At 69.0% G+C, this 25,363-nt stretch carries 26 protein-coding genes; 10 read left to right on the plus strand and 16 right to left on the minus strand.

Annotated elements, in window-relative coordinates; genetic code table 11:
* Position 1 precedes the first annotated feature (1 nt).
* Entirely contained in the window at positions 2–688 is a 687-nt protein-coding gene (locus EPN29_01705; protein TAN34777.1) for an NUDIX domain-containing protein, read from the minus strand.
* A gap of 51 nt (positions 689–739) precedes the next feature.
* Between EPN29_01705 and EPN29_01710 the strand changes: the two genes are divergently transcribed.
* Positions 740–1,495 carry an SDR family oxidoreductase gene (locus tag EPN29_01710; protein TAN34778.1) on the plus strand — a complete coding sequence of 252 codons (756 nt, stop codon included), beginning with the start codon at positions 740–742 and terminating at the stop codon, positions 1,493–1,495.
* 49 nt (positions 1,496–1,544) lie between these two features.
* Here EPN29_01710 and EPN29_01715 read toward each other — a convergent pair whose 3' ends face one another.
* The 15 genes from EPN29_01715 to EPN29_01785 form a co-directional block, all read right to left on the minus strand.
* Complete coding sequence (locus EPN29_01715) at positions 1,545–3,050, minus strand: NADH-quinone oxidoreductase subunit N (GenBank protein ID TAN34779.1); 1,506 nt, start codon at positions 3,048–3,050, stop codon at positions 1,545–1,547.
* Positions 3,050–4,492, minus strand: coding sequence for an NADH-quinone oxidoreductase subunit M (locus tag EPN29_01720; protein ID TAN34780.1), 1,443 nt, complete (start codon positions 4,490–4,492; stop codon positions 3,050–3,052). The genes EPN29_01715 and EPN29_01720 overlap by 1 nt, the downstream gene beginning before the upstream one ends.
* Positions 4,489–6,411 carry an NADH-quinone oxidoreductase subunit L gene (locus EPN29_01725; GenBank protein TAN34781.1) on the minus strand — a complete coding sequence of 641 codons (1,923 nt, stop codon included), beginning with the start codon at positions 6,409–6,411 and terminating at the stop codon, positions 4,489–4,491. The genes EPN29_01720 and EPN29_01725 overlap by 4 nt, the downstream gene beginning before the upstream one ends.
* Positions 6,408–6,737 carry an NADH-quinone oxidoreductase subunit NuoK gene (gene nuoK / locus EPN29_01730; protein ID TAN34782.1) on the minus strand — a complete coding sequence of 110 codons (330 nt, stop codon included), beginning with the start codon at positions 6,735–6,737 and terminating at the stop codon, positions 6,408–6,410. Before nuoK ends, EPN29_01725 begins: the two co-directional genes overlap by 4 nt.
* Entirely contained in the window at positions 6,734–7,441 is a 708-nt protein-coding gene (locus EPN29_01735; GenBank protein ID TAN34783.1) for an NADH-quinone oxidoreductase subunit J, read from the minus strand. Before EPN29_01735 ends, nuoK begins: the two co-directional genes overlap by 4 nt.
* Entirely contained in the window at positions 7,249–7,869 is a 621-nt protein-coding gene (gene nuoI, locus EPN29_01740; GenBank protein ID TAN34784.1) for an NADH-quinone oxidoreductase subunit NuoI, read from the minus strand. Before nuoI ends, EPN29_01735 begins: the two co-directional genes overlap by 193 nt.
* A 2-nt stretch (positions 7,870–7,871) precedes the next feature.
* Positions 7,872–8,885 (minus strand): NADH-quinone oxidoreductase subunit NuoH, encoded by a 1,014-nt coding sequence (gene nuoH, locus EPN29_01745; GenBank protein TAN34785.1) that lies wholly within the window; start codon positions 8,883–8,885, stop codon positions 7,872–7,874.
* Entirely contained in the window at positions 8,882–10,879 is a 1,998-nt protein-coding gene (locus EPN29_01750; protein ID TAN34786.1) for a 2Fe-2S iron-sulfur cluster binding domain-containing protein, read from the minus strand. Before EPN29_01750 ends, nuoH begins: the two co-directional genes overlap by 4 nt.
* Complete coding sequence (gene nuoF, locus EPN29_01755; protein TAN34787.1) at positions 10,770–12,077, minus strand: NADH-quinone oxidoreductase subunit NuoF; 1,308 nt, start codon at positions 12,075–12,077, stop codon at positions 10,770–10,772. Before nuoF ends, EPN29_01750 begins: the two co-directional genes overlap by 110 nt.
* The gene (locus EPN29_01760; GenBank protein ID TAN34788.1) at positions 12,070–12,627 is read right to left on the minus strand and encodes an NAD(P)H-dependent oxidoreductase subunit E; all 558 of its coding nucleotides are present in this window, start codon (positions 12,625–12,627) and stop codon (positions 12,070–12,072) included. Before EPN29_01760 ends, nuoF begins: the two co-directional genes overlap by 8 nt.
* On the minus strand, positions 12,624–13,844 hold the full coding sequence (locus EPN29_01765) for an NADH-quinone oxidoreductase subunit D (protein TAN34789.1): 1,221 nt from the start codon (positions 13,842–13,844) through the stop codon (positions 12,624–12,626). Before EPN29_01765 ends, EPN29_01760 begins: the two co-directional genes overlap by 4 nt.
* Complete coding sequence (locus EPN29_01770) at positions 13,841–14,326, minus strand: NADH-quinone oxidoreductase subunit C (protein TAN34790.1); 486 nt, start codon at positions 14,324–14,326, stop codon at positions 13,841–13,843. The genes EPN29_01765 and EPN29_01770 overlap by 4 nt, the downstream gene beginning before the upstream one ends.
* A gap of 29 nt (positions 14,327–14,355) precedes the next feature.
* Entirely contained in the window at positions 14,356–14,928 is a 573-nt protein-coding gene (locus EPN29_01775; protein ID TAN34791.1) for an NADH-quinone oxidoreductase subunit B, read from the minus strand.
* The gene (locus tag EPN29_01780) at positions 14,835–15,191 is read right to left on the minus strand and encodes an NADH-quinone oxidoreductase subunit A (protein TAN34792.1); all 357 of its coding nucleotides are present in this window, start codon (positions 15,189–15,191) and stop codon (positions 14,835–14,837) included. Before EPN29_01780 ends, EPN29_01775 begins: the two co-directional genes overlap by 94 nt.
* A 79-nt stretch (positions 15,192–15,270) precedes the next feature.
* Positions 15,271–15,753: an OsmC family peroxiredoxin gene (locus tag EPN29_01785; GenBank protein TAN34793.1), complete on the minus strand. Its 483-nt coding sequence runs from the start codon at positions 15,751–15,753 to the stop codon at positions 15,271–15,273.
* Positions 15,754–15,891: 138 nt separating this feature from the next.
* Here EPN29_01785 and EPN29_01790 point away from each other — a divergent pair, with 138 nt between their 5' ends.
* The 9 genes from EPN29_01790 to EPN29_01830 all read left to right on the plus strand — a co-directional run bounded on the left by EPN29_01790 (position 15,892) and on the right by EPN29_01830 (position 25,293).
* Positions 15,892–16,170, plus strand: coding sequence for a hypothetical protein (locus EPN29_01790; protein TAN34794.1), 279 nt, complete (start codon positions 15,892–15,894; stop codon positions 16,168–16,170).
* Positions 16,167–16,928, plus strand: a complete 762-nt coding sequence (locus EPN29_01795; GenBank protein TAN34795.1) for a DedA family protein — start codon at positions 16,167–16,169, stop codon at positions 16,926–16,928. The genes EPN29_01790 and EPN29_01795 overlap by 4 nt, the downstream gene beginning before the upstream one ends.
* Positions 16,929–16,970: 42 nt before the next feature.
* The gene (locus tag EPN29_01800) at positions 16,971–17,699 is read left to right on the plus strand and encodes a methyltransferase domain-containing protein (GenBank protein TAN34824.1); all 729 of its coding nucleotides are present in this window, start codon (positions 16,971–16,973) and stop codon (positions 17,697–17,699) included.
* A complete protein-coding gene (locus tag EPN29_01805; GenBank protein ID TAN34796.1) occupies positions 17,692–18,564 on the plus strand; it encodes a tRNA (adenine-N1)-methyltransferase in 873 nt (290 codons plus the stop codon). Before EPN29_01800 ends, EPN29_01805 begins: the two co-directional genes overlap by 8 nt.
* Before the next feature lie 151 nt (positions 18,565–18,715).
* Entirely contained in the window at positions 18,716–19,738 is a 1,023-nt protein-coding gene (locus EPN29_01810; GenBank protein TAN34797.1) for a malate dehydrogenase, read from the plus strand.
* Positions 19,739–19,817: 79 nt separating this feature from the next.
* A complete protein-coding gene (locus tag EPN29_01815; GenBank protein TAN34798.1) occupies positions 19,818–20,222 on the plus strand; it encodes an endonuclease domain-containing protein in 405 nt (134 codons plus the stop codon).
* A gap of 109 nt (positions 20,223–20,331) precedes the next feature.
* Positions 20,332–22,359: a VWA domain-containing protein gene (locus EPN29_01820; protein TAN34825.1), complete on the plus strand. Its 2,028-nt coding sequence runs from the start codon at positions 20,332–20,334 to the stop codon at positions 22,357–22,359.
* Positions 22,360–22,371: 12 nt separating this feature from the next.
* Complete coding sequence (locus tag EPN29_01825; protein TAN34799.1) at positions 22,372–23,403, plus strand: magnesium chelatase ATPase subunit I; 1,032 nt, start codon at positions 22,372–22,374, stop codon at positions 23,401–23,403.
* 93 nt (positions 23,404–23,496) lie between these two features.
* Positions 23,497–25,293 carry an oligoendopeptidase F gene (locus tag EPN29_01830; protein ID TAN34800.1) on the plus strand — a complete coding sequence of 599 codons (1,797 nt, stop codon included), beginning with the start codon at positions 23,497–23,499 and terminating at the stop codon, positions 25,291–25,293.
* The last annotated feature ends 70 nt before the right edge of the window (positions 25,294–25,363 follow it).

The following is a 25,363-nucleotide window of genomic DNA, read 5'->3' on the forward strand; positions in this document are numbered from 1 at the left end:
CCTAGCGGACGATCTCCCAGCCGCCCGCGGTCTGGACGATGCGCGGCTCGATGGTCGGCACGTCTTTGAGGCGTCGCGTGCGAGCCAACAGGGCGGTCGCGGCACCGCCGCCGGCGACCGACTCGAGCACCGCCCGCGTCGCGTAGACCAGCGTGAGGTCCGGGCTGGTCAAGGCCCGCTCGGGCGTGATCCAGAGCCAGTCCGTGACCTCACCCTCCTGCGGCCGGACCTCCTGAGCGGCCGGCAGCCGGGCCAGGTAAAAGCGCGCGTCGAACCGCCGGCGCAGCTGCGCCGGGGTGACCCAGCGGGCGAGGAAGACCAGGCGGTCCAGCGCCGCCACCAGGCCGAGCTCGCGCAGCGCCTGGCCGAAGGTCCTGCCGCCGCCGACGAGAGCGCGGACCTGCTCGCAGTCGGCGCCGCGTGCCAACCGGCGGCCTCGCCGCGCCAGCAGGATCCCGACCTCTTCGAAGAGCTCGCGCACCGCCGCCGCGCGGATGGCGTCGTTCCCGCCGCCATCGTCGGCATGCACCGAGCCGCCCGGAAACACGTAGGCGCCGGGCGCGAAGTCCGCGCCGCGCGGCCGTCGCATGAGCAGCAGCTCCCACGGCTCGCGCCCCCGGATCAAGAGCACCGTGGCGGAAGGGCGCGGCGTGGTCGGAGGCTCTGAAAGGTTCAAGAGGCCCGTCATGTCGGGCAGCGTGGCGATGCGCTCAAGTCTAGTGACACTAGTATTCGGCAGGTGGACTTGGGCATCGGGGGCAAGGTCGCCCTGGTCACCGCCGGCACGCGCGGCATCGGGCTGGGCATCGCCCGGGCGCTCAGCGCCGAGGGCGCGCGCGTCGCCGTCGCGGCGCGCACCGCGGCCGACGTCGAGCGCACCGCGGCGTCGCTCGGCGGCGGTGGCGTCGCCGCCGACCTGCTGACCGAAGACGGCTGCCGGCGCGCCGTCACCGAGACCGAGCGCGCCCTGGGACCGATCGAGATCCTGGTCAACAACCTGGGCCTGCGCTCGGGCAGCTCGTGGAGCGACACCGGGCCGGCGGAGTTCGAAGCCGCCTTCGCCGGCAACGTCGGCGTCAGCGTGCGGATGAGCCAGCTCGTCCTGCCGGGGATGCTGCTCCGCGGGTGGGGTCGCATCGTCGTCATCACCTCGGTGTGGGGACGCGAGGCGGGCGGCGCGCCGGCCTACAACGCGGCCAAGGCCGCCGAGATCAGCTACGTCACCTCGCTGGCGCGGGAGGTTGCCGCCAGGGGCGTCACCGTCAACGCGGTGGCGCCGGGCTCGATCCTGTGGACGGGTGGCGGCTGGCACCGCCGCCAGGAGGCAGACCCCGAGGGGATGGCGGACTACGTGCGCCGCGAGATGCCGCTGGGCCGGTTCGGCTCGGTCGATGAGGTCGCGAACGTGGTCGCCTTCGTCTGCTCGCGGCAGGCGAGCCTGGTCAACGGCGCGTGCATATCGGTCGACGGCGGGCAGTCGCGCTCCAACATCTGACCCTATTCGTCACCCCGCATCCCGGGCCGCATCCGCGACCCTTCGGGGGCTACGGGCCGGTGATCGGGATCGCGCCCAGCTGGCCCGCGATCAAAAGCGTGGCCGGGAACAGGCCGAGCACCAGCGACAGGACGCCGCTGAGCGCGATCGCCGTGGTGCTGCTGATCGAGGCGTCGAGCCGGTCGGTCCGGGTCGACGCCGACCACACCGGGATCAGCACGCGCACGTAGTAGAAGACGGAGACGACGCTCATCAGCACCGCGAGCACGACGAGCCAGGTGTAGCCGGCGCCGATCCCGGCGGTGAATAGGAACAGCTTGCCGAAGAACCCGACCGTGGGCGGAAAACCGGCCAGCGAGAGCATGAACACGGTCATGAGGATCGCCATCAGCGGATTTCTCCGGTAGAGGCCGTCGAGGTCCGAGAAGCGGTCCCGGTCGCCGTCGCTCCCGGCCAGCAGGGTGATGACCGCGAAGGCGCCGAAGTTCATGAACATGTAGATGAACAGGTAGTAGAGGACCGCGGCCAGGCCGCTCTGGCCGCCCGCGATCACGCCGATGAGGATGTAGCCGGCCTGCGCCACGCCGGAGTAGGCGAGCAGCCGCTTCAAGCTGGACTGCGCGATCGCCATCAGGTTGCCGACCACCATGCTGGTGGCGGCGACGAAGGCGAGCACCACTTGCCACTCGGGCGCGAGGTGGGGGAGCCCGCCGGCGAAGACGCGGACGATCATCGCGAACGCGGCCGCCTTGGTCCCCACCGACATGAAGGCGGTGACCGGGATGGGTGCGCCCTGGTAGACGTCGGGGGTCCACATGTGGAAGGGCGCCGCCGAGACCTTGAAAGCGAAACCCACTCCCATCAGCATGATCCCGAGGAGGATCAGAGGGTTGCCGGCGGCCGAGGAGCCGAGACGCGTCGCGATGTCCGGGATCAGGGTCGTGCCCGCGCCGCCGTAGACCAGCGCCATGCCGTACAGCACGAAGGCGCTGGCGAAGCCGCCGACCAGCAGGTACTTGGCCGCCGCCTCCTGCGAGCGGTGCTCGCCGCGCGCGAACCCGCAGGCGATGTACAGCGCGATGGAGACGAGCTCGAGGCCGAGGAACACGCTCAAGAGCGAGGTGGCGGACGCGAGCACCATCATCCCGATGACCGCGGCGACGATGAGGATGTGGAACTCGGCCTCCAGCATCTTGCGCCGCCGCAGGTAGGAGTGGGAGACCGCCACGGTGAGGATGCCGAGGATCGCGAACAGCATCTCGAAGAAGAGGGCGAAGCTGTCGCCGGTGGCCATCTTGTGGTACGCGTAGCCGCCCTGGCCGTAGAGCCAGCGATATAGGGCGACGCCGAGGGAGTAGGTGAAGCCGGTCGCGGCGACGATGGCGACCGCACCCCCGCGCCGCCTCCGCGGCAGCACGAGGTCGGTCACGATCGCGAACAGCAGGAACCCCGCGAGGGTGGCGATGGGGGCGATCTGGCCGAGGTCGGCCAGCGCCTGCGACCACGAGTAGTCGAGGTTGATCGCGGGCGTGCCATGGAGCCACAGTCCGGCCATCAGTGCGCCAGCCCGGCCTGGGCGACCGAGGTCATGAGGTTGGTCAGCACGTTGGGGTCAAGTCCGATGGCGAACATCAGGACGATGAGCGGCGTGAGCAGGGCGAGCTGGCCGGCAAAGATGTCCGATTTGGGCACCGGGCCCTCCGGCACGCCCTGCATGGTGCCCTGGAACAGCCGCAGCATGTAGACCGGCGCCAGCACCAGGCCCAGGGCGCCGACCACCGCCAGGACCGGCGCGAGCTGCCAGGCGCCGAGCAGGGTCATGAACTCGCCGACGAAGCTGTTGAGGCCTGGCAGGCCCAGCGCCGCCAGGGTGACGACGATGAACACCCCCGCCATCACCGGCATGCGTCGCGCCAGGCCGGCGAACGCGGCCCGGTCGCGCGTCCCCGTGCGGTCGGCGATCCAGGCCACCAGGAGGAAGAGCGCCGAGATGATGATCCCGTGGTTGACCATCTGCAGGATGGCGCCCTGCTGGCCCTGGACGTTGAGCGCGAAGATGCCGAGCACGATGAAGCCCATGTGGCTGACGCTGGAGTAGCTGACCAGCAGCTTCATGTCGCGCTGGGCGATCGCCATCAGCGCGCCCCAGATGATCGCCGCCACCGCCAGCACCGGCACGACCCATCGCCAGTCCCACCAGCCCACGGGCTCGGGGAACAGCGGCACCGCGATCCGCAGGAAGCCGTACGCGCCCGCCTTGCCCATGACGCCGGCGAACGTGACCAGAAGCGGCGTGGGCGCGGCGGCGTAGGCGTCGGGCAGCCAGCTGTGGAACGGGAACAGCGGGGTCTTGATCGCGAACGCCAGCGCGAAGACGAAGAAGAGGCCGAACTGGAGCGCGGGTGAGGGGGCGAGCGTCGACAGGGTCGCGATGTTGAAGGTCTGCTTGCCGGTGACGATGTACTCGCCGATCACGCCGACCAGCATCAGGAGCGAGCCGGCCAGGGTGAAGAGCACGAACTTCAGGGCCGCGCGTCCCGGCCGCTCGCCCTCGCCGAAGAGCCAGAGCATGAAGTAGGCGGGGATGAGCATCGCCTCCCAGAAGACGTAGAAGAGGACGAGGTCGACGGCCATGAACACGCCCGCGAGCCCGGCCGACATGGCGAGCATCAGGGCGACGAAGCGGCCTGAGTTGCGGCTCGAGGCCGGGGTGGCCAGGATCCCGATCACGGTCAAGAACGCGTTCAGCACGACCAGCCACAGGCTGATGCCGTCGACGCCGAGGCGGTAGAAGACGCGCAGCTGCGGAATCCAGGGCACCACCTCGGTGAACTGGTAGCCGCGATAGCCAGGCGCGAACGAGAAGGCGACGAAGGCGGCGACGGCGAGCGCGCCCAGCGCCACCACCACGCCGAGCCATTTGGCCAAGCGCGGCGGCATGAAGGCGATGAGGGCGGCGCCGACCAGGGGCAGCAGCCAGATGACGGTGAGCGTCATGAGCCCGCCCTCACGAGGATCAGGACGGCGGCGACGACGGCCCCGCCGACGAAGACGAGCACGTAGTTGCGGAAGTAGCCGCTCTGGGTGAGGCTGAGGCCGGACGCGCCGGCCGCGGTCGCCTGGCCGGTGCCGACGACGGCGCCGTCGATGACCGGCAGCTCGACGCCGCGCAGCGCCGCATCGGCGGCCGCGTCCATCGGCCGGACGAAGGCCGCGTCGTAGATCTCGTCGAAGTAGTACTTGCGCTCGAGCAGCCGCTGCGCCCATGGCAGGGCCGCGCTCCAGGCCTTCCAGGAGCGCTGGATGTAGATGCGATAGGCGAGAAGGAAGAGCAGCGCGGCCAGGACCACGGTCACCGCCGTCACCACGACCTCCGACGTGCCGCCCTCCCAGCGCGGACTGCCCACGGCCGAGGCCAGGTAGTCCGATACCGCCGACGGGCCGGTGCCGAGCGCGCGGGTCTGGATGAGGCCGCCGACCGTGGCTAGGACGGCCAGGATGACGACCGGGACCATCATCACCGGGCGGGCCTCATGCGGGTGCTCGACCGGGCGCTCGGGTGAGGGCTTGCCCCAGAACGCGATCCACCACATACGGCCGGTGTAGAAGCCCGTGATCAGGGCGGTGACGAAGCCGATGCCCCACACCGCCAGGGCGAGCGAGTCGTCGGGCTTGGAGAAGGCCGCGCCGAGGATCTGCTCCTTGGAGAAGAAGCCGACGAAGGGGATGACGCCCACCAGTGACAGCGAGCCGACCAGGAAGGAGATCGAGGTGGGGCGCATCTGCTTCCAGAGCCCGCCGTACTTGCGCATGTCCTGCTCGTCGTGCATGGCGTGGATGACGTTGCCCGCGGCCATGAACAGCAGCGCCTTGAAGAAGGCGTGGGACATGAGGTGGAAGAAGCCGGCGGAGTAGGCGCCGATGCCGACCGCCAGGAACATGTAGCCGATCTGGCTCATGGTCGAATAGGCCAGCACGCGCTTGATGTCGACCTGGACGATGGCGATCGTGGCGGCGAAGATCGCGGTCACCGCGCCGACGATCGCCACCGCCCCGTGGGCGTAGACCGCGATGTCGAATATGGGGTGCATCCGGCCGACCAGGTAGACGCCGGCGGTGACCATGGTCGCGGCGTGGATGAGGGCGCTGACGGGGGTGGGCCCCTCCATCGCATCGGGCAGCCAGGTGTGGAGTGGGAGCTGCGCGGACTTGGCGATCGCCCCGAGCAGGAGAAGGAAGGCGGCCAGCTCCAGGGTTCCTGAATCGAATCCTCCCGCGCACAGGCGGCCGCCGGAGCACGGATTCACCCTCGCGAACACTCCGGCGTACGTGATCGCGTGGTAGGTGGCGAACAGGACGAAGGCGCCCAGGATCATGCCGCCGTCGCCGACCACGTTCATGACGAAGGCCTTGCGCGCCGCGAGCACCGCCGACCGGCGCTGGTACCAGAATCCGATCAGGAAGTAGGAGCTCAGACCGACCATCGCCCAGCCGACGATGAGGAAGACGAAGTTCCCGGCCAGGACGAGCAGGAGCATCGAGAAGATGAAGACGTCCATGTAGGTGAAGAACCGGGCGTAGCTCGGGTCGTCCTCGTGCTCCATGTAGCCGACGGAGTAGGTGATGATCAGGCCGCCCACCCCGGTGACGACCAGGCACATGAAGATTGAGAGGTTGTCGACCAGCAGGTTGAAAGGGACCTCCAGGGACCCGCTCTTGATCCAGGTCCAGTACGTGAAGTCGCCCGAGGCCTTGTTGATGAACAGCACCAGGGTGCACACGAACGCCGCCCACACGACGCCGGGGCCGACGATCTGGGTGACGATGCGCGGCAGGCGCCAGCCTCGAATGGCAAGGATGGCGGCGCCGGCCGCGGGCAGGAGCAGGATGAGCAGCGCGAGCTGGCTGGCGCTCATCCCTTCAGCTCGCTGAGGTCGTCGACGTCCTCGACGTCGCGCACGCGGAAGATGTCGACCAGGATGGCCAGGCCGACCACGGCCTCAGCCGCGGCGACGGTCATCGCCATCAGCGCGAAGAGCTGGCCCTCGATGTTCTGCAACTGGCGCGCGAAGGTGATCAGCGTCAGGTTGACCGCGTTCAGCATCAGCTCGATGCAGATGAGGATCACCAGCGGGTTGCGGCGCACGAGCACCCCGGCCGCGCCGATGGCGAAGAGGATGGCGCCGAGCAGGAGGAACCACGAGGTGTCGAGCTGCGAGCCGCCGATGTCCAGTCCGCTCATCCTCGATCCGACTCCTTGCGGCTCAGGTAGATGGCGCCGATCGCGGCCACCAGGAGCAGGATCGAGGTCAGCTCGAACGGGTAGAGGTAGCTGGTGAAGAGCGCGATGCCGATCGACTGCACGGTGCCGAACACCGAGAGGTCGGCCTGGTCCGGCTGGCGGTACTGGACGCCCTGCAGCATCGCCCACATGAGGCCCAGGAGCGCCACCACGAACAGCGCCGACAGCCAGCCCTGGAAGCGCAGGCGACCCCGCGCCGCCTCGCGAGCCGGGCCGAGCAGGGCGATGACGAAGAGGAACAGGACCATGACCGCGCCGGCGTACACGATGATCTGGACGACGAACACGAACTGCGCGCTGAGCAACAGGAACAGGATCGACAGGGCGATCATGACCACGACCAGGCTGAGGACGCAGCGGATCGGCTCGCGGAAGGTGATCACGCCGATGCCTCCCGCCACGGCCAGGGCGGCGGCGATGAAGAAGATGGCCAGCGCCAAAGGTTTTCTGGCTACCTCCCCGCTCGGTGGGGAGGGTCGGCGTGGGGAGGAGTCGTCCCCGTACCGCTTGCCTTGTCGTTCAACCGCGCCTGCACGTCCGGGGGCAGCGGCTCGAGCAGCCTCTCCTTGGTGTAGATGAACTTCTCCCGGCTCGTATCCGAGAGCTCGTACTCGGGGCCGAGCACGATCGCCTGCACCGGGCAGGCGTCTTCGCAGTAGCCGCAGAAGATGCAGCGCAGCATGTTGATCTCATAGGTCTTGGCGTAGCGTTCGCCGGGCGACACGCGCTTTTCGTCGGTGTTCTCGGCCGCGACCACCAGGATGCAGCCCACCGGGCAGGCCGCCGCGCACAGCTCGCAGCCGATGCAGCGCTCGAGCCCGTTGTCGTAGCGGCGCAGGTAGTGGCGGCCGCGGTAGCGTTCCGATCGAGGCGTCTTGTCCTCCGGGTACATGGTCGTGACCACGGGCCTGAAGAACTCCTGCAGCGTGGTCTTCAGGCCGGCCCCGAGTGCCACCACGTCGCTGACGACACCCGGCCGCTCGCCCTGCGGCGGCGGCGGCACACCTTCGCCCGGACGCCGCAGCGGCGTCGGGTTGTCCGGCTGATCCTGCTTGGTTTCTTCGTCCGCCATCCCTACCCCTGCAGCGCCACCAGGACGATCCCGGTGACGACCACGTTTGCGATTGCCAGTGGCAGCAGCACCTTCCAGCCGAGCCTCATGAGCATGTCGTAGCGGAGGCGCGGGAAAGTGCCGCGGAGCCAAATGTAAAGGAACAGGAAGAGCACCACCTTGCCCAGGAAGGCCAGCACCGGCGGCACGATCCACAGGTACCAGCCGCCGAAGAACAGCAGGGCGGCGAGCGCGGAGACCGTGATCATGTTCACGTACTCGGCCAGGTAGTACATGACGAACTTCAGCCCCGAGTACTCGGTGAGGAATCCGCCGATCAGCTCCTGCTCGGCCTCCGGGAGGTCGAATGGAGCGCGGTTGGTCTCGGCCACGGCGGCCATCAGGTAGATGACGAACCCCACCGGGGTCAGGATGATCAGCGGCAGGGGGCCGTGATAGGGACCCCACGTCACCGTGTACTCGACGATGTCCTGCAGGCGCAGCGAGCCGACGATCATGAAGGTCGGGACGAGGGCGAGGCCGAGCGCCATCTCATAGCTGATGAGCTGCGCCGCCGAACGCAGCCCGCCCAGCAGCGAGTACTTGTTGTTGGACGAGTAGCCGCCGAGGACGATCGCGTAGACGTTCAGGGAGCTGAAGGCGAAGATCAGCAGGATCCCGATGTTGAGGTCGGCGATCCAGTACTGGACGTCGTACCAGAGGCCGATCGGGATCACCGCCCAGGACAAGAAGGCGGCCGCGACCGCGATCGCGGGGGCGACGACGTAGACGACCTTGTCGGTCTTGGCCGGGATGAAGCTCTCTTTGAAGGCGAGCTTGACGCCGTCCGCCGCCAGCTGCATCAGGCCGAACGGCCCGACACGGTTGGGCCCGGGCCGCCGCTGGATGCGGCCGAGCGCGACCCGCTCGAACCACACGGTGTAAGCGGTCGCCGTCAGGACGGTGAAGAGCAGCAGCGCGATCGCGATGGTGACGATCACCCAGTGGCCGACCGCGTTGTTGTAGAGGTCGTTCACGGGCGGGAGGGTCCGAGCAGGACCGGCGGCGGCAGCGGCTCGGGCGACGGCGGCTGGGCCAGGGCCGCGAGGGCGGGGACCCGGCTTGCGATCTCGCGCTGAATGGGGAAGACGCCAGGGTACTCGAGGTCCAACCCGAGCGCCGCTCCCAGCTCGCACAGCACCTCCCACGACTCCTTCAGCGGCGGCTGGACCGCGATCGGCGGGCGCAGGAACTGAACCTGCCCTTCGACGTTGGTGTAGCTGCCCTGCCGCTCGGCGAACGTGGTGGCGGGGAGGAGGACGGCGGCGCCCTGGTGCTCGGGCCGCGGCAGGTGGTCCCAGGCGGCGACGAAACGAGCCGACGCGGGAACGCCGGCGGTCGGAGGCGGGCCCCAGATCAAGAGCGCCTCCACGCCGTCGAGCGAGTCCCAGCCGGCGACGCCGAGCGCCAGGCCGCCGCGCTCGTTGGTGCCGCGATACAGCGGCATGGCCTTGCCTCCGACCGCGGCCGCCAGCTCGCCGCACGCCGCCGCCAGGTCGGTCGCATCCTCGGTCCCGCGGCCGTCGCCGTAGAGGATCGCCACCGGGCCGTCGGGGTGCTTCAGGATTTCGTGCTCGGCCAGCCGGCGCACCTCAGCCGCCGCCGAACCCGCCGCGTTGCGGATGTGCACGGTGTGCTGGTTGCGGTCGAGATCGACGCCGTCGGGATGGATGACGATGAGCTTGGCGCCGCGCTTGCCGACCGCCTTCTTGACCCGCAGGTTGATGATCGGGACGTCGGTCTCGGTGTCGGAGGCGACGATGACGATCACGCGCGCGTCATCGATGTCCTTGATGCGGAGGGCGCCGTCGCCCTGCGCCGGAGCCGGCAGCGCGGTGCGGCCGTGCATCTTCACCTTGGCGCCGCGCAGCGGGCCGTCGAGGAGCCGGCGGAAGAGGAAGGCCTCCTCGTTGGTCAGGTCCTGGGGCAAGGAGATGCCCAGCTTCGGGCCCTTGCCCTTGATCCCGGCGGCGAGCTCCGTCAGGGCGTCGGCCCAGGTCGCCTTGGCCCCGCGCACGGTCGGCACGCGCAGGCGGGCCGGGTCGTTGACATCCGTGTAGTCGAACCGGCCGCGGTCGCAGATCCAGCCCTCGTCGATGTCGTCGTTCTCTCGCGAGGTGACGCGCACCAGCTGCCCGCGGCGCTGCCACAGCGTCACGTTGCAGCCGACGGCGCATTTCGAGCAGACGCTCTCGGTGCTCGTCAGGTCCCAGGGACGCGACTCGAAGCGCCAGACGCGGGAGGTCAATGCGCCGACCGGGCACAGGTCGATGATGTTGCCGCTGAAGACCGACTGCAGTGGCTGGTCGAACTGGCTCGTGATGAACGATTCCACGCCGCGCTGGCCGACGGTCAGCTCCTGCTCCCAGGCGACCTCGTCGTAGTAGCGCGTGCAGCGGTAGCACAGCACGCAGCGCTCGCGGTCGAGCGCGATGTTCGCCGACAGAGGGATGGGCTTCTTGAAATGCAGGCGTGGGCCGTCGATGCGGCTGGTCGGGTAGCCGTGGCGGAACGTGAAGTCCTGCAGCGGGCACTCGCCGCCCTTGTCGCAGACCGGGCAGTCGAGAGGGTGGTTGACCAGCTCGAACTCGAGGATGTCGGCGCGGGCCTGCACGGCCATGGCGCTCTGCGTCCGCACGACCATGCCCTCCGCGACCGGCGTCGTGCAGGCGGTCTGCGGGCGCGGCGGTCCGGGCGAGAAGTCGACCAGGCACAGGCGGCAGGCTCCGACCGGGTCGAGCTTGTGGTGGTAGCAGAAGACGGGGATCTCGATCCCGACGGTCTTCGCCGCCTCGACGATGAGCGTGCCGGGGGGCACGGTGATCTTGTGGCCGTCGATGGTCAGGTTGATCAAAGGCGTATCAGGCATGAGCCAGCGCTCCTTGGACCGAGCACGCGTGATGCAGGCAGTGCTCCTCGTACTCGTCGCGGAAATGCCGCATCGTCGACTCGATGACCCAGCCCGCGGCATCGCCGAGACCGCAGAGGCAGCGGCCGTTCTGAAGCCCTTGGGAGACGCGATCGAGGAGCGCGAGCTCGATCTCCGAGCCCTCGTTGGCGAGGATGCGTTCGTAGGTTCGCACCGACCAGTTGGTGCCGACGCGGCAGGGCGTGCACTTGCCGCACGACTCGTGCGCGTAGAAGCGCAGCAGGCGGGCCGCAGCCTTGACCATGCAGTGCGAGTCGTCCATGACGATGATCCCGCCGGAGCCGCCCATGGTCCCCAGCGCCTTCAGGCCGTCCAGGTCGGTCGACGTGTCGAGCATCGAGGCGGGGAGGACCTTGGCCGATGAGCCTCCCGGCCAGAAGACCTTCAGCGTGCGTCCGGGTAGGGCGCCACCCGCGAGCTCTTCGATGATGTGGCGGTACGTGACCCCGATCTCGATCTCGTAATTGCCCGGCCGCCGCACGTCGCCGCTCACGGTGACCATGCGCGTGCCCTTCGCCTTCTCGGTGCCGCGCTTGGCGTACTCGGCGCCGCCGTGGCGAATGATCCACGGCACCGTCGACAGCGTCTCCACGTTGTTGACCGCGGTGGGCATCCCCCAGGCGCCCTTGACGGCCGGGAACGGGGGGCGTGAGCGCGGCTGGGCGCGCTTGCCCTCGAGCGATTCGAGCAGCGCGGTCTCCTCGCCGCAGATGTAGGCGCCGTGTCCACGGTACAGGCGCACGTCGAGCGGATGGTCCGAACCGAATGGATGCTCGCCCAGGTAGCCCTTCTCGTGCGCCTGCGCGATCGCGTCACGCAGCAGCTCGTACGGCAGGTCGTACTCGCCGCGGATGTAGATCCAGGCCTGATGACCGCCGATCGCGAACGCGGCGATGGCGGCGCCCTCGATCAGCGCGTGCGGTGAGTTCTCCATCAGGTAGCGGTCCTTGGCGCTGCCCGGCTCCGACTCGTCGGCGTTGACGACGATGTATTTCGGGCCGGGATGGGCCTTGGGCACGAACGACCACTTGGTGGCGGTCGAGAAGTCGGCGCCGCCACGGCCGCGAAGCCCGGAGATCTTGACCTCGTCGATCACCTGCTGCGCGGTCATCTCGGTGACGACCTTGCGCAGGGCGGCGTAGCCGCCCAGGGACTCGTAGACGTCGAGCGTGTGGAGGTTGGGCGTGGCGAACCACGCGGTCAAGACCGGCCCGCCGACCGTCCCGCGCTGCTCAGCCATCTTGCTTGGGAGCCCTCCTTCGTGGCGCGCGCTTGGGCTTTTCCGGCCCGCTCTCGGAGACGGCGTCGGCTCGAGGAGACCGGCGCTCGGCCACCAGGTGATCGATCTTCTCCCGCGTCAGGTCGTAGTGGTAGCGGTGGTCGAGCCGCAGCATCGGCGCGTACTCGCACGCCCCCATGCACTCGACCTCCTCGTACGAGAAGAGCCCGTCGCCCGACACCTCGCCCGGCGCCTTCACCCCGATCGCCCCGCGCAGGTGCTCGACGATGTCCTCAGCGCCGCGCAGCGTGCAGCTGAGGTTGGTGCACATGTAGAACCGGTGCTGGCCGACCGGCTCGAGGTGGAACAGCGTGTAGAACGTCGCCACGCCCTGGACGTAGCCGGGGTCGAGCTGCAGCGCGCCCGCGACCTCGGTCATCGCCTCAGACGTCAGGTGTCCGAGCTCCTCCTGGGCGAGGTCGAGCGCCGGCATCACCGCCGATCGCGGCTGCGGGTAGCGGGCGGGCAGGGCCTTGATCTCGTCCAGGACGTGAGCGGAAAGCGCGCTCATCGGTCCACGTCGCCCAGCACCGTGTCGGCGGTGCCGATGATCGCGATCATGTCCGCGACCATGTGGTTGAGCGCCATGCGCTCGAGCGCCTGGAGGTTGACGAAGGACGCGGAGCGGAACTTCACGCGCCGCGGCTTGTGGGTGCCGTCGCTGACGACGTAGCACCCGTTCTCGCCGCGGCCCGACTCGACCGCGACGTAAACGTCGCCCGGCGGGACGGAGTAGCCCTCGGTGAACAGCTTGAAGTGGTGGATGACGGCCTCCATCGAGGTTTCGAGCTCCTCGCGCGGGGGCGGCAGCATCTTGCGGTCGTCGACGTTGACCGGCCCGTCCGGCAGCCTGTCGAGCGCCTGGCGCAGGATCTTGACCGCCTCCCGCATCTCCTTGATGCGCACGAGGTATCGCCCGTAGCAGTCGCAGTCGTTCGAGGTCGCGACCTCGAAGTCGTAGTTCTCGTAACCCGAGTACGGCATCGCCTTGCGAATGTCCCAGGGGATGCCCGAGCCGCGGATCATCGGCCCGCTCGCGCCCAGCACCTTCGCGTCTTCGGGCGACAGCCGCCCGATGCCGATGGTGCGCGAGCGCCAGATCGGGTTCATGGTCAGCAGGTCCTCGTACTCGTCGACGCGACCCGGCATGATGCGGAGGAACGCGTCGAGCATCTCCAGGAATCGCGGCGTCGCGTCCGCCATGACGCCCCCCGGCCGGATGTACGACGTGTGCATGCGGAAGCCCGAGATCTCCTCATTCATGTCGAGGATGGTGTCGCGCTCCCGGAAGCAGTACATGAGCATCGACATCGCGCCCAGCTCGAGCCCGCTCGTGCCCATCCAAACCAGGTGCGAGGAGAGGCGGGTCAGCTCGGACATGATCACCCGCAGCGCCTGCGCCCGAGGCGGCACCTCGACGCCCATCAACCGCTCGACCGCGAGGGCGTAGGCCAGGTTGTTGATGGGCGGGGACAAGTAGTCGTGGCGATCGGTGACGACCACGCCCTGCTGCCAGCGCAGCGCCTCCATCTGCTTCTCGATGCCGGTGTGCAGGTAGCCGATCACCGGCTTGACGCGCCGGATCTGCTCACCGTCCAGGTCGACGATGAGCCGCAGCACGCCGTGGGTCGAAGGATGGTGGGGTCCGAAGTTGACGGTCAGCAGCTCGCCGCCGAACGCGCCCTTCTCGCCCGTGTGAGTGATGGTCACGCCCTCGGGGGTGCTCATGCGTCCTCCGGTGCGGTCTGCCAGGCTTCGTGCTCCGCGGAGAACTCCACGACCTCGCCGCCCACCGGGTAGTCGCGGCGCAGCGGATGGCCGACCCAGTCGTCGGGCATGAGGATGCGCGTCAGGTCGGGGTGGTCGCTGAAGACGATGCCGAACAGGTCGTAGGTCTCCCGCTCGTCCCAGTTGGCGGGTGGGAAGAGGTCGTGGACGGAGTCGATCTGGGGCCGGTCGCCATCGACGAAGGTCCGAACCCTGATCTGGTCGCGGGTCTGGAGGTCGCGGAGCTGGTAGACGAGCTCGTAGCGGCCCGGCCATGCCTCACGCGACCGGTCGACCAGGTGGTCGACGCAGGTGAGGAACACCAGCAGGCGATAACCGTCCGCCTTGAGCCCGGCGAGCGCCTCTCTGATCCTGGCGGAGGGCACCGTCACCCACGTGTCGCCCGCGCTTTCGCCCCGGTCGACGACCAGCTCTTCAGTCATGTGCGGGGGTAGTCCCCCGGCCGCCCGTATCACTGGCGCGGCGAGATTCCCTGAGCCTTGATCCGCTCCTGCAGGATCATCAGCGCGTTCAGCAGGTCTTCGGGCCGCGGCGGGCAGCCCGGGACGTAGACGTCGACCGGGACGATCTTGTCCACGCCCTGGAGCAGTGCGTAGTTGTTGAAGACGCCTCCGGTCGAGGCGCACGCGCCCATCGAGATGACCCACTTCGGCTCGGGCATCTGGTCGTAGACGGTGCGCAGCACCGGCGCCATCTTCTGCGACACGCGGCCGGACACGATCATCAGGTCCGACTGCCGCGGCGAGGCGCGCATCGCCTCCGAACCGAAGCGGGCGATGTCGACGCCGGCGGTCGCCGTCGCGATCATCTCGATGGCGCAGCAGGCGAGGCCGAACTGCGCCGGCCATACCGAGTTGCCGCGGCCCCAGCCGACCAGCTTGCCGAGCGTGGTCGTCAGAACGTTCTGGCCGAGGGACTCGGCGAGCTCCTCTATTCCCACTCCAGGCCTCCCTTGCGCCAGATGTGCGCGAGGGCGATGAGCAGGATGCCCATGAAGACCAGCATCTCGATCAGACCGAACCATTTGAGCTGGCGGAGGAGGACCGCCCACGGGTAGAAGAACACCGCCTCGACGTCGAAGATGATGAAGAGCATGGCGGTCAAATAGAAGCGGACCGACAGGCGGCGGTGGGCCGGACTTTCGGGGATGATCCCGGACTCGTACGGGGCCAGCTTGGTGCGGTGAGGCTTGCTCGGTCCGAGGACGAAGCTCAGGCCCACCAGCGCTCCGATGAGCCCGAGGACGATGAGGACGAAGATCAGCAGTGGGACGTAGCTTTCGAGCAAGTTTCCGTAGCGGCCTCACACGTAAACAGGGGGCTTTTGGGGAACGCCATTAATTCTAGGGATGTCTTGAGAAAGGTCGTTAGCGGGCGTCCTTGCGGCGGTGTTCGATGCTGGTCCCGTGTGACAGGGTCGCGTGGATCGGACAGTAGCGATTGCACGCCATGTCCAGCGCCTGCTCCACCAGCTCCTTGTCGTACTGGCCATCCCAGCCGATGTGAAACGTGAGCTCGATCTTGTTGAAGGCGCGGGGCCATTCCTTGTCCTGCTCGCCTTCGACCTCGACCTCCAGCGAGCGGAACGGCTGCTTGAACTTCTTCAGCAGCAGGACCGCGTTGAGGCCGGTGCAGCCGCCGAGCGCGCCGAGCAGCATCTCGGTGGGCCGCATCGCCGCGTCGTCGCCGAACACCGGCGGCTCATCGATGCCTGCCGTGTGCCCGGACTCCGAGTCGATGTCGAACTTGACCTTGTGCCCGCTCCATTTCGCGATCGCCTTCGCCACGTTGGAACCATAATCCGAAACCGACGTCACCTGCCCGGATTCGCGGATGAATCCGCGTGACACCGGGTATGCTGGAGGGAACGTAGGGGGGAGTAGCCACTCCCGCTGGCCCCGTCAGGACGGCAGCAATGCCCGGGGCCGCAGCGGACAGCATGTCCGCGGCAAGACCTCTACTCGAATTAAGAGTTGGAGGTCGCCGTGATGAAGAGCATCCTGGTCTCGGTTCTGCTGATCGCGTTCACCGATGTGGCCCTGCAGCTGGACAACGCTTTAGCCATCTCGTCGGTGGCCAGCAACGTGCCGGCGCCGCACCGGCTCCCGGTTCTGGCTGGCGGAGTGCTCCTGGCCGCGTGCTGCCTGCTGGTGTTCACGCTGATCGGCTCGGCGCTCATCGAGCGCATCGGCTGGTTGAAACCGGTGGCCGGGGTGGCGTTGATCCTGATCGGAGCCAAGCTCGCGATCGACTTCTATCGCGCGTGAGCCCGGTGGTGGAGCCAGGGAAATCGGAGCGCCGCCCGTCGGTGCGCTGGCGGATTCTCGCCGGCGCGGCCTTGCTGGCCGGCGTCGTCGTGGCCATGGCCCTGCTGGTCGAGCACGACGCGGCAGGCCAGGCCCTCGAAACGGATGTTTCGATCGCCGCGCTGCTCAAGCGTCACGGCTACCTGGCCGGGTTCGCCCTCATCTACATCGAGGAGTCCGGCATCCCCCTGTTCATTCCCGGAGACGCGTTCCTCCTCTATGTCGGCCACCATGTGCCACACCACGTGCCGGCTTTGGCCGTGGCCTGGCTCGGCATGGTCCTGGCGGTCACGTTGGGAGCCACGAACCTCTACCTCATCTCGCGGCGGTTCGGCAGGCGCCTGTTGGACCACCGGCTGGCGACCCTTCTCCACCTGACCCCCGGACGCATGGACCGCGCCGAGCTCTGGTTCAGGCGCTGGGGGCCATGGGCCTTGATCCTCGGCCGCCACGTGCCAGGACTGCGCGTCCCGCTCACGGTGGCGGCCGGCGTGCTTCAGCTCCGGTACCGCGTCTTCGCGATCAGCGTCGCCGTCTCGAGCGCCGCCTGGACAGCCGCCTTCCTGGCCCTCGGCGCGGTGTTCGGCGCCAGCCTCGAACGGTGGATACGCTCCACCCCGGTGCTGTACGGCATGCTGCTCGTCCTGGTCGTGCTGGCGGTGGGGGCGGTCGCCGCCCTTCGCGCCCGGCGGCCCGCGCCCGGCCCGCGGCGAAACTAGACTCACGCTGTGCCCGACGACGTTCGCGCCCGCTTCGCCCCGGTGGCGGCCAACTACTCGCGCTCCAGCTTCCACACCGCGCCCGAGCGGCTGCGCGAGGTGCTCGAGCTGGCGGGCCCGCTGCCGGGCGACCTGGCGCTGGACGTCGCGACCGGTACCGGCAACACCGCTTTTGCGCTGGCGCCGCACGTCCGCAGGGTCGTCGGCCTCGACCTCACCAAGGAGATGCTCGACGTGGCGCGCCGCGTCAGCACCGAGCGAGGCGTCAGCAACGCCGAGTGGGTGCTGGGCGACGCCGCTCGCCTGCCCTTCGAGGACGAGACGTTCGACCTCTACACGGTGAGGGCGGCGCCGCATCATTTCGGGGACTTCGATGCCTGCCTTCACGAGGCGTTTCGCGTCCTGAAGCCCGGCCGCCATGCGGCGTTCGTCGACTGCGCCGCATCGGCCGCCGCCCGCGACCTGCTCCACGAGGTGGAGGTGCGCCGCGACCCGTCGCACGTGCGCTCCCTGACCTTGGGCGAGTGGAGCGAGCGGCTCGAGGCCGCGGGGTTCGAGGTCGAGACCGCCCACGCGCGCGAGCTCGATTGGGACTACGAGGCGTGGATGGGGAACATGGCGGTCGCGCCCGCGCTGAGAGAAGAGCTGGCGCAAGTGATCGAAAGCGCGACCGGCGAGGCTCGCGCCCTGCTGCACCCGCAGCGCCGCGACGGCAAGCTCTGGCACGGATACTGGCACTGCCTGATCCGCGTGCGCAAACCAGGTGAATGAGGATGTGTCCTCCCCGCCGGCCGGGGAGGGTGAGGCGGGTGAGCTGGTGCAACGGCCTCTGGTCCCGGGCGAGCTGATCCTCCTCGTCGACAAGGTCGGGCGCCGGCACCGCGTGCGCCTCAAGGCCGGCGAGCGTCACTCCCTCCACTCGGGCGTGATCGCCCATGACGAGCTGATCGGGCGATCCGAGGGCGTGATCGTGACCACCCAGCTGGGCGCCCGCCTGCTGGCCGTCCGCCCGACGTTCGCGGAGCAGGTCACCGGCCGGCAGCGCCAGGCCCAGCCGATCTATCCCAAGGACCTCGGCGCCATCCTGATCGCGGCGGACATCCACCCCGGCGCCCGAGTCCTGGAGGCCGGCACGGGCACCGGGGCGCTCACCCTGGCCGCGCTGCGGGCGGTGGGCCGGGACGGCGAGGTCGTGAGCTACGAGCAGCGCGAAGAGTTCCTGGAAGCGGCCCGGCGGGCGATCTCCGAGACGCTGGGCGGCCTGCCGCCCAACCTCACCCTCAAGCAGGGGGACGTTTACACCGGAGTCGACGAGAGCGACCTGGACCGCGTGCTCCTCGACCTGCCCGAGCCCTGGCAGGCCGTGCCGGCGGTCAAGGGCGCGCTGCGGGCGGGCGGGATCGTCTTCGCCCACTGCCCCAACGTCAGCCAGGTCCAGCGCTTCTTCGACTGCCTTCGCGAGGTGCGCGGCTTCGGCATGCTCGAGGTGTTCGAGGTCCTGCAGAGGGGGTGGACGGTGCGCGGCCGCAGCCTCCGCCCGTCGCATCGCATGGTCGCCCACACGGGTTTTCTGTGCTTCGCCCGGCGCCTGGCCGGCGACGACCTGTTCGAGCCCGAGGGCGAAGGCTTCCGGTAACGCCCGGAACCTTCTTGCGCCGGCCGCCGTTGTTATCGGCATGGGGGCGCCGCGGTCCACCAATCGCCATCCTCACCGTCGCTGAATCCGCCCGTCTTGCGATCGTCGCCGGCGCCCCAATTGCCTCGACGGGCTAGCATTTGGCTCACACATGAGCACCTCCACCGACGGATCGCGAAGGCCAGTCCACGTCACCGTCACCGGGGCCGCGGGCCAGATCGGATACGCGCTGCTGTTTCGCATCGCCTCGGGTCAGCTGCTGGGTCCGGACCAGCCGGTCGTCCTCCGCCTGCTGGAGATCGAGCCGGCGTTGAAGGCGCTCGAAGGCGTGGCCATGGAGCTGGACGACTGCGCCTTCCCGCTGCTCCACGACATGGTCCTCACGAGCCGGGCCGAGGAGGCGTTCGACGGCACGTCCTGGGCGCTGCTCGTGGGCTCGGTGCCGCGCAAGGCCGGCATGGAACGGGGCGACCTGCTATCCATCAACGGCGGGATCTTTGGGCCGCAGGGCAGAGCGATCGCCGCCAGGGCGGCGAGCGACGTGCGCATCCTCGTCGTCGGCAACCCCTGCAACACCAATTGCCTCATCGCCCGCGCCAACGCGCCCGAAATCGCGCCCGAGCGGTGGTTCGCGATGACCCGCCTGGACGAGAACCGCGCCAGGACCCAGCTCGCCAAGAAGGCGGGAGTGCCGGTCTCGGCGGTGTCGAACCTGACGATCTGGGGCAACCACTCGGCGACGCAGTACCCCGACGCCCGGAACGCGCGGATCGCCGGCCGGGGCGTCTACGAGGTGATCGAGGACCACGACTGGCTCAACAAGGAGTTCATCGGCACCGTCCAGAAGCGGGGCGCCGCGGTGATCGAGGCGCGTGGGATGTCGTCGGCCGCCTCCGCCGCCAACGCGGTGATCGACTCGATCAACAGCATCCGCAACCCGACCCCCAGGGGCGAATGGCACTCGCTGGCGGTGGTCAGCAAGGGAGAGTACGGGGCCCCGGAGGGCCTGCAGTTCGGCTTCCCGGTGCGCACCGACGGCACCAACTGGGAGGTCGTCCAGGGGCTGGAGCACGACGATGAGGCCAAGGAGCGTCTCCGGGTCACGACCGAAGAGCTGGTCCAGGAGCGGGAACTCGTCAAAGCGCTGGTCCCCTCCGCCGGGATGCACGCCTAGGGCCCCTCACCCCAACCCTCTCCCCAGGGGGAGAGGGAGATCGCTGTAAAGGCGCTATCCAACCAGGGCGGTCGTCCGGATGATTCGCGGCGTGCGACGAGATCCGATCCACATCGAACGTGCCCGACAACTCCGCAAGGACATGGGCGACGCCGAGCGGCGCTTGTGGTCGAGGCTGCGGGCGCGGCGACTGGCCAGTTACAAGTTCCGCCGGCAGCACGCGATCGGCCCGTACATCGCGGACTTCGCGAGCATCACCGGGCGCCTGGTCGTCGAGGTCGATGGCGGCGAGCACAACGAGCTCATCAACCAGAGGCGAGATGCCATGCGCACCCGGTACCTGCAACGAGCGGGTTACCGGGTTTTGCGCTTTTGGAACCACGAGGTCCTGTCCGAAACCGATGACGTCACCGAGGCGATCTGGAACGCGCTGAACGCTGCATCAACGAGTGGCCCTCTCCCCTCCGGGGAGAGGGTTGGGTGAGGGGCGGGTGCCGGCCTTCCGGCGGTTAGCGTCCATCTAATCTTTGGGGGTGAGCGTCACCCTCGACCGCCACAGCTTTCCGTTCACCGCGATCGTCGGCCAGGAGTCGATGAAGCTGGCTTTGATCCTTAACGCCATCGTGCCCACCATCGGCGGCGTTCTGATCCGCGGCGAGAAGGGCACGGGCAAGTCCACGGCCGTTCGCGCCCTGGCCCGGCTGCTCCCCGAGCACGACGTCGTCGAGGGCTGTCATTTCGGCTGCGACCCGACCGACCGCGAAGCCCTCTGCGCCGACTGCCGCGGGCGGGCCGGGGTCCTGCCCCACCACAAGCGCCGGATGCGCGTGGTCGAGCTGCCGATCAACTCGTCCGAGGACCGTGTGGTCGGCACGATCGACATCGAGGCGGCCCTGCGGACGGGCGCCCGGCGCTTCGAGCCGGGCGTGCTGGCGGAGGCCAACCGCAACATCCTCTACGTCGACGAGGTCAACCTGCTGGACGACCACCTGGTCGACGTGCTCCTCGACGCCGCGGCCATGGGCGTCAACGTGGTCGAGCGCGAGGGCGTGTCGTTCGCCCATCCAGCGCGGTTCATCCTGGTCGGGACGATGAACCCCGAGGAGGGGGAGCTGCGCCCGCAGCTGCTCGACCGCTTCGGCCTGTGCGTCGACGTCGAGGGCATCCGCGATCCCGACCAGCGCGTCCTGATCGCCGAGCGCGACGCGGCGTTCAAGCGGGGCGAGCACGAGTTCGCGAACGAATTCGCGGCCGCCGACAACAACCTGGCGCGCGCGCTGGGAGAGGCGATCGCGGCGGTGAAAAACGTGCGCGCCACACCGGGTCACGCGCGCCTGATCTCTTCGCTCTGCGTCGAGGCCGAGGTCCTGGGACACCGGGCCGACGTCGTCATCGACCACGCGGCGCGAGCCCTGGCGGCATACCGGCGTCACGCCGCGCCCGGCCGCGACGACATCTACGACGCCGCGGCCCTGGCGCTGGCGCACCGCGCCCGGCAGCCGTTGAAGCGAGACCAGGACGAGACCACCTCGGCCGAGCATGGGGAGGAGCAGGAGGGTTCGAAGCCGGCCGAGCCGGAAGCGGGCGACCCGCAGGCGTCGGACAGCGAGTCGGCGGCGGAAGCCTCGGCCGAGTCGAGCGCCAGCGCGTCCGACAGCGGCGAGCAGTCCGCCGGCAGCGACCAGGGCACGACGACCGGGGGCTCCAGCGGTCACGAGTCCGCGACCGACGCCGTGGAGACCTTCAACCTGCGGCGCATCGACCTGCCGCGGCAGAGACGCGTGCGCAAGCAGGGCGGCAAGCGCGCGGCGAGCCAGACTCCGGATCGCCGCGGCCGCTACGTGCGAGCGGAGCCGAAGGCCAAGGTCAACGACCTCGCCATCGACGCCACGGTGCGTGCGGCGGCGCCGATGCAGAAGGACCGGGGGCGCAGGGAGGGCGAACGCCTCAAGCTCGAGCGCGAAGACCTGCGGCAGAAGGTCCGCGAGCGCAAGGTGGGCAACCTGATCGTGTTCGTGGTCGACGCGTCGGCGTCGATGGACGCGGAGCAGCGCATGGCCGCGACCAAGGGCGCCATCCTGTCGCTCCTGCAGGACGCGTATGTGCGGCGCGATCGCGTCGCGGTCGTGATCTTCAAGAACCGGACCGCCGAGGTGGTGCTGCGCCCGACCTCCAGCGTGTCGCTCGCGCGCCGCCGCCTCGAGAGGCTTTCGGTCGGCGGCACGACGCCGCTGACGCACGGCCTGATGGCCGGCTACAAGGTGGTCAAGACCGAGCTGCTCCGCGACCCTTCGATCCGCCCGCTCCTGGTCCTCATCAGCGACGGTCGCGGCAACATCTCGATGTTCAAGGAAGAGCCGCTGATCGAAGCCCAGAAGGTGGCGGCGATGATCGAGGCCGAGCAGATCGATTCGCTGGTCATCGACTCCGCTCGCGACTACAGCCACCTGCCGTCGGTGCAGCACCTCGCGAGGGTGGCGCCGATGTATCAGACCTACGCGATCAACGCCTGCGCGGACCTGGCCGAGAGGATGGGCGCGCGCTACTACGGCCTGTACGACCTCTCGCGCGACGAGATCGCCTCGGCGGTGGAGCGCGAGCTCGGCAGGGGCGGCCGGTAACATTCCAAGCCTATGGCCATAGACCGATACTCCTATCCGTTCACCGCGATCGTCGGCCAGGACGAGATGAAGCTGGCATTGGTGCTCAACGCGATCAACCCGTCCATCGGCGGCGTCCTGATCCGCGGCGAGAAGGGCACCGGCAAGTCGACCGCGGTCCGCGCGCTCGCCAAGCTGCTGCCGGAGCAGCAGGTCGTCGAAGGCTGCCACTTCGGCTGCCACCCCGACGACCCCGAGGACTGGTGCCTCGACTGCCGCGAGCGGGCGCGATCGGGTGAGCTGCCGGTGACCACGCGGCGCATGCGCGTCGTCGAGCTGCCGATCAACGCCTCGGAAGACCGCGTCGTCGGCACCATCGACCTCGAGGCGGCGTTGAAGGAAGGCTCGCGACGCTTCGAGCCCGGAGTGCTCGCGGAGGCGAACCGGAACATCCTCTACGTGGACGAGGTCAACCTGCTCGACGACCACATCGTCGATGTGCTGCTGGACGCGGCCGCCATGGGCATCAACACCGTGGAGCGCGAGGGCGTGTCGGTCTCGCATCCATCGCGCTTCATCCTGGTCGGGACCATGAACCCCGAGGAGGGCGAGCTGCGGCCGCAGCTGCTCGACCGCTTCGGCCTGTGCGTCGACGTGGAGGGCATCCGCGACCTCGACCAGCGGGTCGCGATCGTCGAGAAAAGAGCCGTGTGGGAAGACGACCCCAACCTCTTCTACGAGCAGCACGCCGAGTCGGAGCAGAGCGTGCGCTCACAGATCGCCGAGGCGATCGCGACCTTTCCCGAGGTCGAGCTGCCGCGCGAGATGCTGCGGCTCATCGCTCAGATCTCGATCGCCTTGGAGGTCGACGGTCACCGCTCCGACCTGGTGTGCGCGCGCGCCGCGCAGGCGAAGGCGGCCTATGACAGCGCGAGCGAGGTCGGCGTCGGCCACGTCGGCGAGGTGGCGGAGATGGTGTTCGCCCACCGCGTCCATTCGGTGCCTTTCGGCAAGGGCGGGCCGAACCTGGGCGAGGTCATCGCCCGCATGGTCGGACAGGCTTAAAACCGGCACGCACTCTTAGATTCGCCCGTGGCGGGTAGGTGGCCGGAGCCGAGACGAGTGCGAGAGCTGGCGGACCGCTTATCCTGACGGCCCGTGTTCCGAGCAGTTCCCACAGGCGCCGAGGCGGTCCGCTGGGACCTCAACGACCTCTTCGCGTCGCCGGCCGACCCGGCGATCGAGGCGCGGCTGACGCATGCGCTCGAGCGCGCGAAGGCGTTTGAGGCGAAGTACAGGGGCAAGGTCGCCACGCTGGAGCCGCGGGAGTTCGCCGCCATGATGCGCGAGCTCGCGGAGGATGAGGAGGCGGCGGCCACGCCCGAGGTGTACGCGTACCTGCTCCACAGCCAGAACACGCAGGACCCGGCTGCAGGGCGGCTGCTGGCTCGGGTGCGCGAGGCGAACGCGGAGCGCGGCCGGCACGGCGTGTTCTTCCCCCTCGAACTGGCGCAGGTCTCCGACGAGCACGCAGCCAAGCTGTACGCGGACCCCGGGTCGGCGCCCTACCGCCACACCGTGGAGGAGGCGCGCAAGTTCCGGCCGCACCAGCTGTCCGAGCCCGAAGAGCGCGTCCTCACCGACTACAGCCCGGTCGGCAACTCCGCCTGGACGCGGCTGTTCGAAGAGCTGTGCGCCGGCATCCGCGTCGATTTCGACGGCCGGCAGCTGGTCCTGGAGGAGGCGCTGACCCTGCTGCGCGAGCCCGATCGCGAGGTGCGCCGGCGCGCCAGCGGGGCGATCACGACCGCGCTGGGCCGCGACATCCGGACCCGCGCTTACGTCTTCAACGTCATCCTGCAGGAGAAGGCGATCGACGACCGCCTCCGTCATTTCCCGACCTGGATCTCGTCGAGGAACCTGGCCAACGAGACCTCCGACGAGGCGGTGTCGGCGCTGGTGGAGGCCGTCACCGGCCGCTACGACGTCTGCGTGCGCTACTACCGGGTTAAAAAGCACCTTCTCGGCGTGGACGCGCTCCACGAGTGGGACCGATACGCGCCGATCCAGGAGGTGACCCGCGACCTCTCGTGGGAGGAGGCGAAGGAGCTGGTGCTCGGCGCGTACCGGCGCTTCTCCACCCGCGCGGGCGCGCTGGTCGAGGACTTCTTCACGCGCCACTGGGTCGACGCCGCCGTGCTGCCCGGCAAGTCGGGCGGGGCGTACTGCATGCCGGTGACGCCGCACCACCACCCGTACGTCATGCTGAACTTCACCGGCAAGCTGCGGGACGCGCTCACGCTGGCGCACGAGCTGGGCCACGGCCTGCACGACCGCCTCGCGTCGAAGCAGCACATCTTCGATTTCCACCCGCCGCTGACGCTGGCCGAGACGGCGTCGGTCTTTGGAGAGGCGCTGACCTTCGACCGCATCATGGCCGAGGAGAAGGACCCCCAAATCCGCCTGGCGATGCTGTGCAACCAGTGCGAGGACGCCTTCTCGACCGTCTTCCGGCAGGTGGCCTTCAACCGCTACGAGGAGGCGTGTCACACGGCGCGGCGCGTCGAGGGCGAGCTCGCGGTGGATCAGCTGGGCGAGCTCTACCAGGCCAAGGTCCAGCCGATGTTCGGCGATGCCCTGATCCTGACCGGCGAGCACAAGGATTGGTGGAGCTACGTCGGGCACTTCGTCCACACGCCGGGGTACGTGTACGCCTACGCGTTCGGCAACCTGCTCGCTCTGTCGGTGTACCACCGCTTCCTGGAGCGCGGCCCCGCCTTCGTCGAGGATTACCTGGACTTCCTGGCCGCCGGCGGGTCGACGCGGCCGAACGAGCTGGTCCGCCGTCTCGGCATGGACATCACCGACCCGGGCGTCTGGGACGCGGGCCTAAAGATCCTGGACGGGATGGTCACGGAGGTGGAACAGCTCGCCGCGGCGACCGGTCGCGCCTAGGGTGGCCGGTAAATCACCAACAAATCTTTCGCCGCGCAGCGGTAGCAAGCCCGCGCCCCTCACCCTTGCC

Source organism: bacterium, from assembly GCA_004299235.1.
In the GTDB taxonomy this organism is placed as follows: domain Bacteria; phylum Chloroflexota; class Dormibacteria; order Dormibacterales; family Dormibacteraceae; genus SCQL01.

Excerpts from the sequence above, each read along its gene's own strand:
- nuoI (TAN34784.1), bottom strand. The coding sequence starts at position 7,869 with ATGGCGGACGAAGAAACCAAGCAGGATCAGCCGGACAACCCGACGCCG.
- EPN29_01765 (TAN34789.1), bottom strand. The coding sequence starts at position 13,844 with ATGAGCACCCCCGAGGGCGTGACCATCACTCACACGGGCGAGAAGGGC.
- EPN29_01770 (TAN34790.1), bottom strand. The coding sequence starts at position 14,326 with ATGACTGAAGAGCTGGTCGTCGACCGGGGCGAAAGCGCGGGCGACACG.
- EPN29_01760 (TAN34788.1), bottom strand. The coding sequence starts at position 12,627 with ATGAGCGCGCTTTCCGCTCACGTCCTGGACGAGATCAAGGCCCTGCCC.
- EPN29_01725 (TAN34781.1), bottom strand. The coding sequence starts at position 6,411 with ATGAGCGCCAGCCAGCTCGCGCTGCTCATCCTGCTCCTGCCCGCGGCC.
- EPN29_01720 (TAN34780.1), bottom strand. The coding sequence starts at position 4,492 with ATGACGCTCACCGTCATCTGGCTGCTGCCCCTGGTCGGCGCCGCCCTC.
- EPN29_01825 (TAN34799.1), top strand. The coding sequence starts at position 22,372 with ATGGCCATAGACCGATACTCCTATCCGTTCACCGCGATCGTCGGCCAG.
- nuoF (TAN34787.1), bottom strand. The coding sequence starts at position 12,077 with ATGGCTGAGCAGCGCGGGACGGTCGGCGGGCCGGTCTTGACCGCGTGG.
- EPN29_01705 (TAN34777.1), bottom strand. The coding sequence starts at position 688 with ATGACGGGCCTCTTGAACCTTTCAGAGCCTCCGACCACGCCGCGCCCT.
- EPN29_01775 (TAN34791.1), bottom strand. The coding sequence starts at position 14,928 with ATGGTTCGGTCTGATCGAGATGCTGGTCTTCATGGGCATCCTGCTCAT.
- EPN29_01790 (TAN34794.1), top strand. The coding sequence starts at position 15,892 with ATGAAGAGCATCCTGGTCTCGGTTCTGCTGATCGCGTTCACCGATGTG.
- EPN29_01810 (TAN34797.1), top strand. The coding sequence starts at position 18,716 with ATGAGCACCTCCACCGACGGATCGCGAAGGCCAGTCCACGTCACCGTC.
- EPN29_01815 (TAN34798.1), top strand. The coding sequence starts at position 19,818 with ATGATTCGCGGCGTGCGACGAGATCCGATCCACATCGAACGTGCCCGA.
- EPN29_01750 (TAN34786.1), bottom strand. The coding sequence starts at position 10,879 with ATGCCGCGGGCTGGGTCATCGAGTCGACGATGCGGCATTTCCGCGACG.
- nuoK (TAN34782.1), bottom strand. The coding sequence starts at position 6,737 with ATGAGCGGACTGGACATCGGCGGCTCGCAGCTCGACACCTCGTGGTTC.
- EPN29_01715 (TAN34779.1), bottom strand. The coding sequence starts at position 3,050 with ATGGCCGGACTGTGGCTCCATGGCACGCCCGCGATCAACCTCGACTAC.
- EPN29_01820 (TAN34825.1), top strand. The coding sequence starts at position 20,332 with ATGAAGCTGGCTTTGATCCTTAACGCCATCGTGCCCACCATCGGCGGC.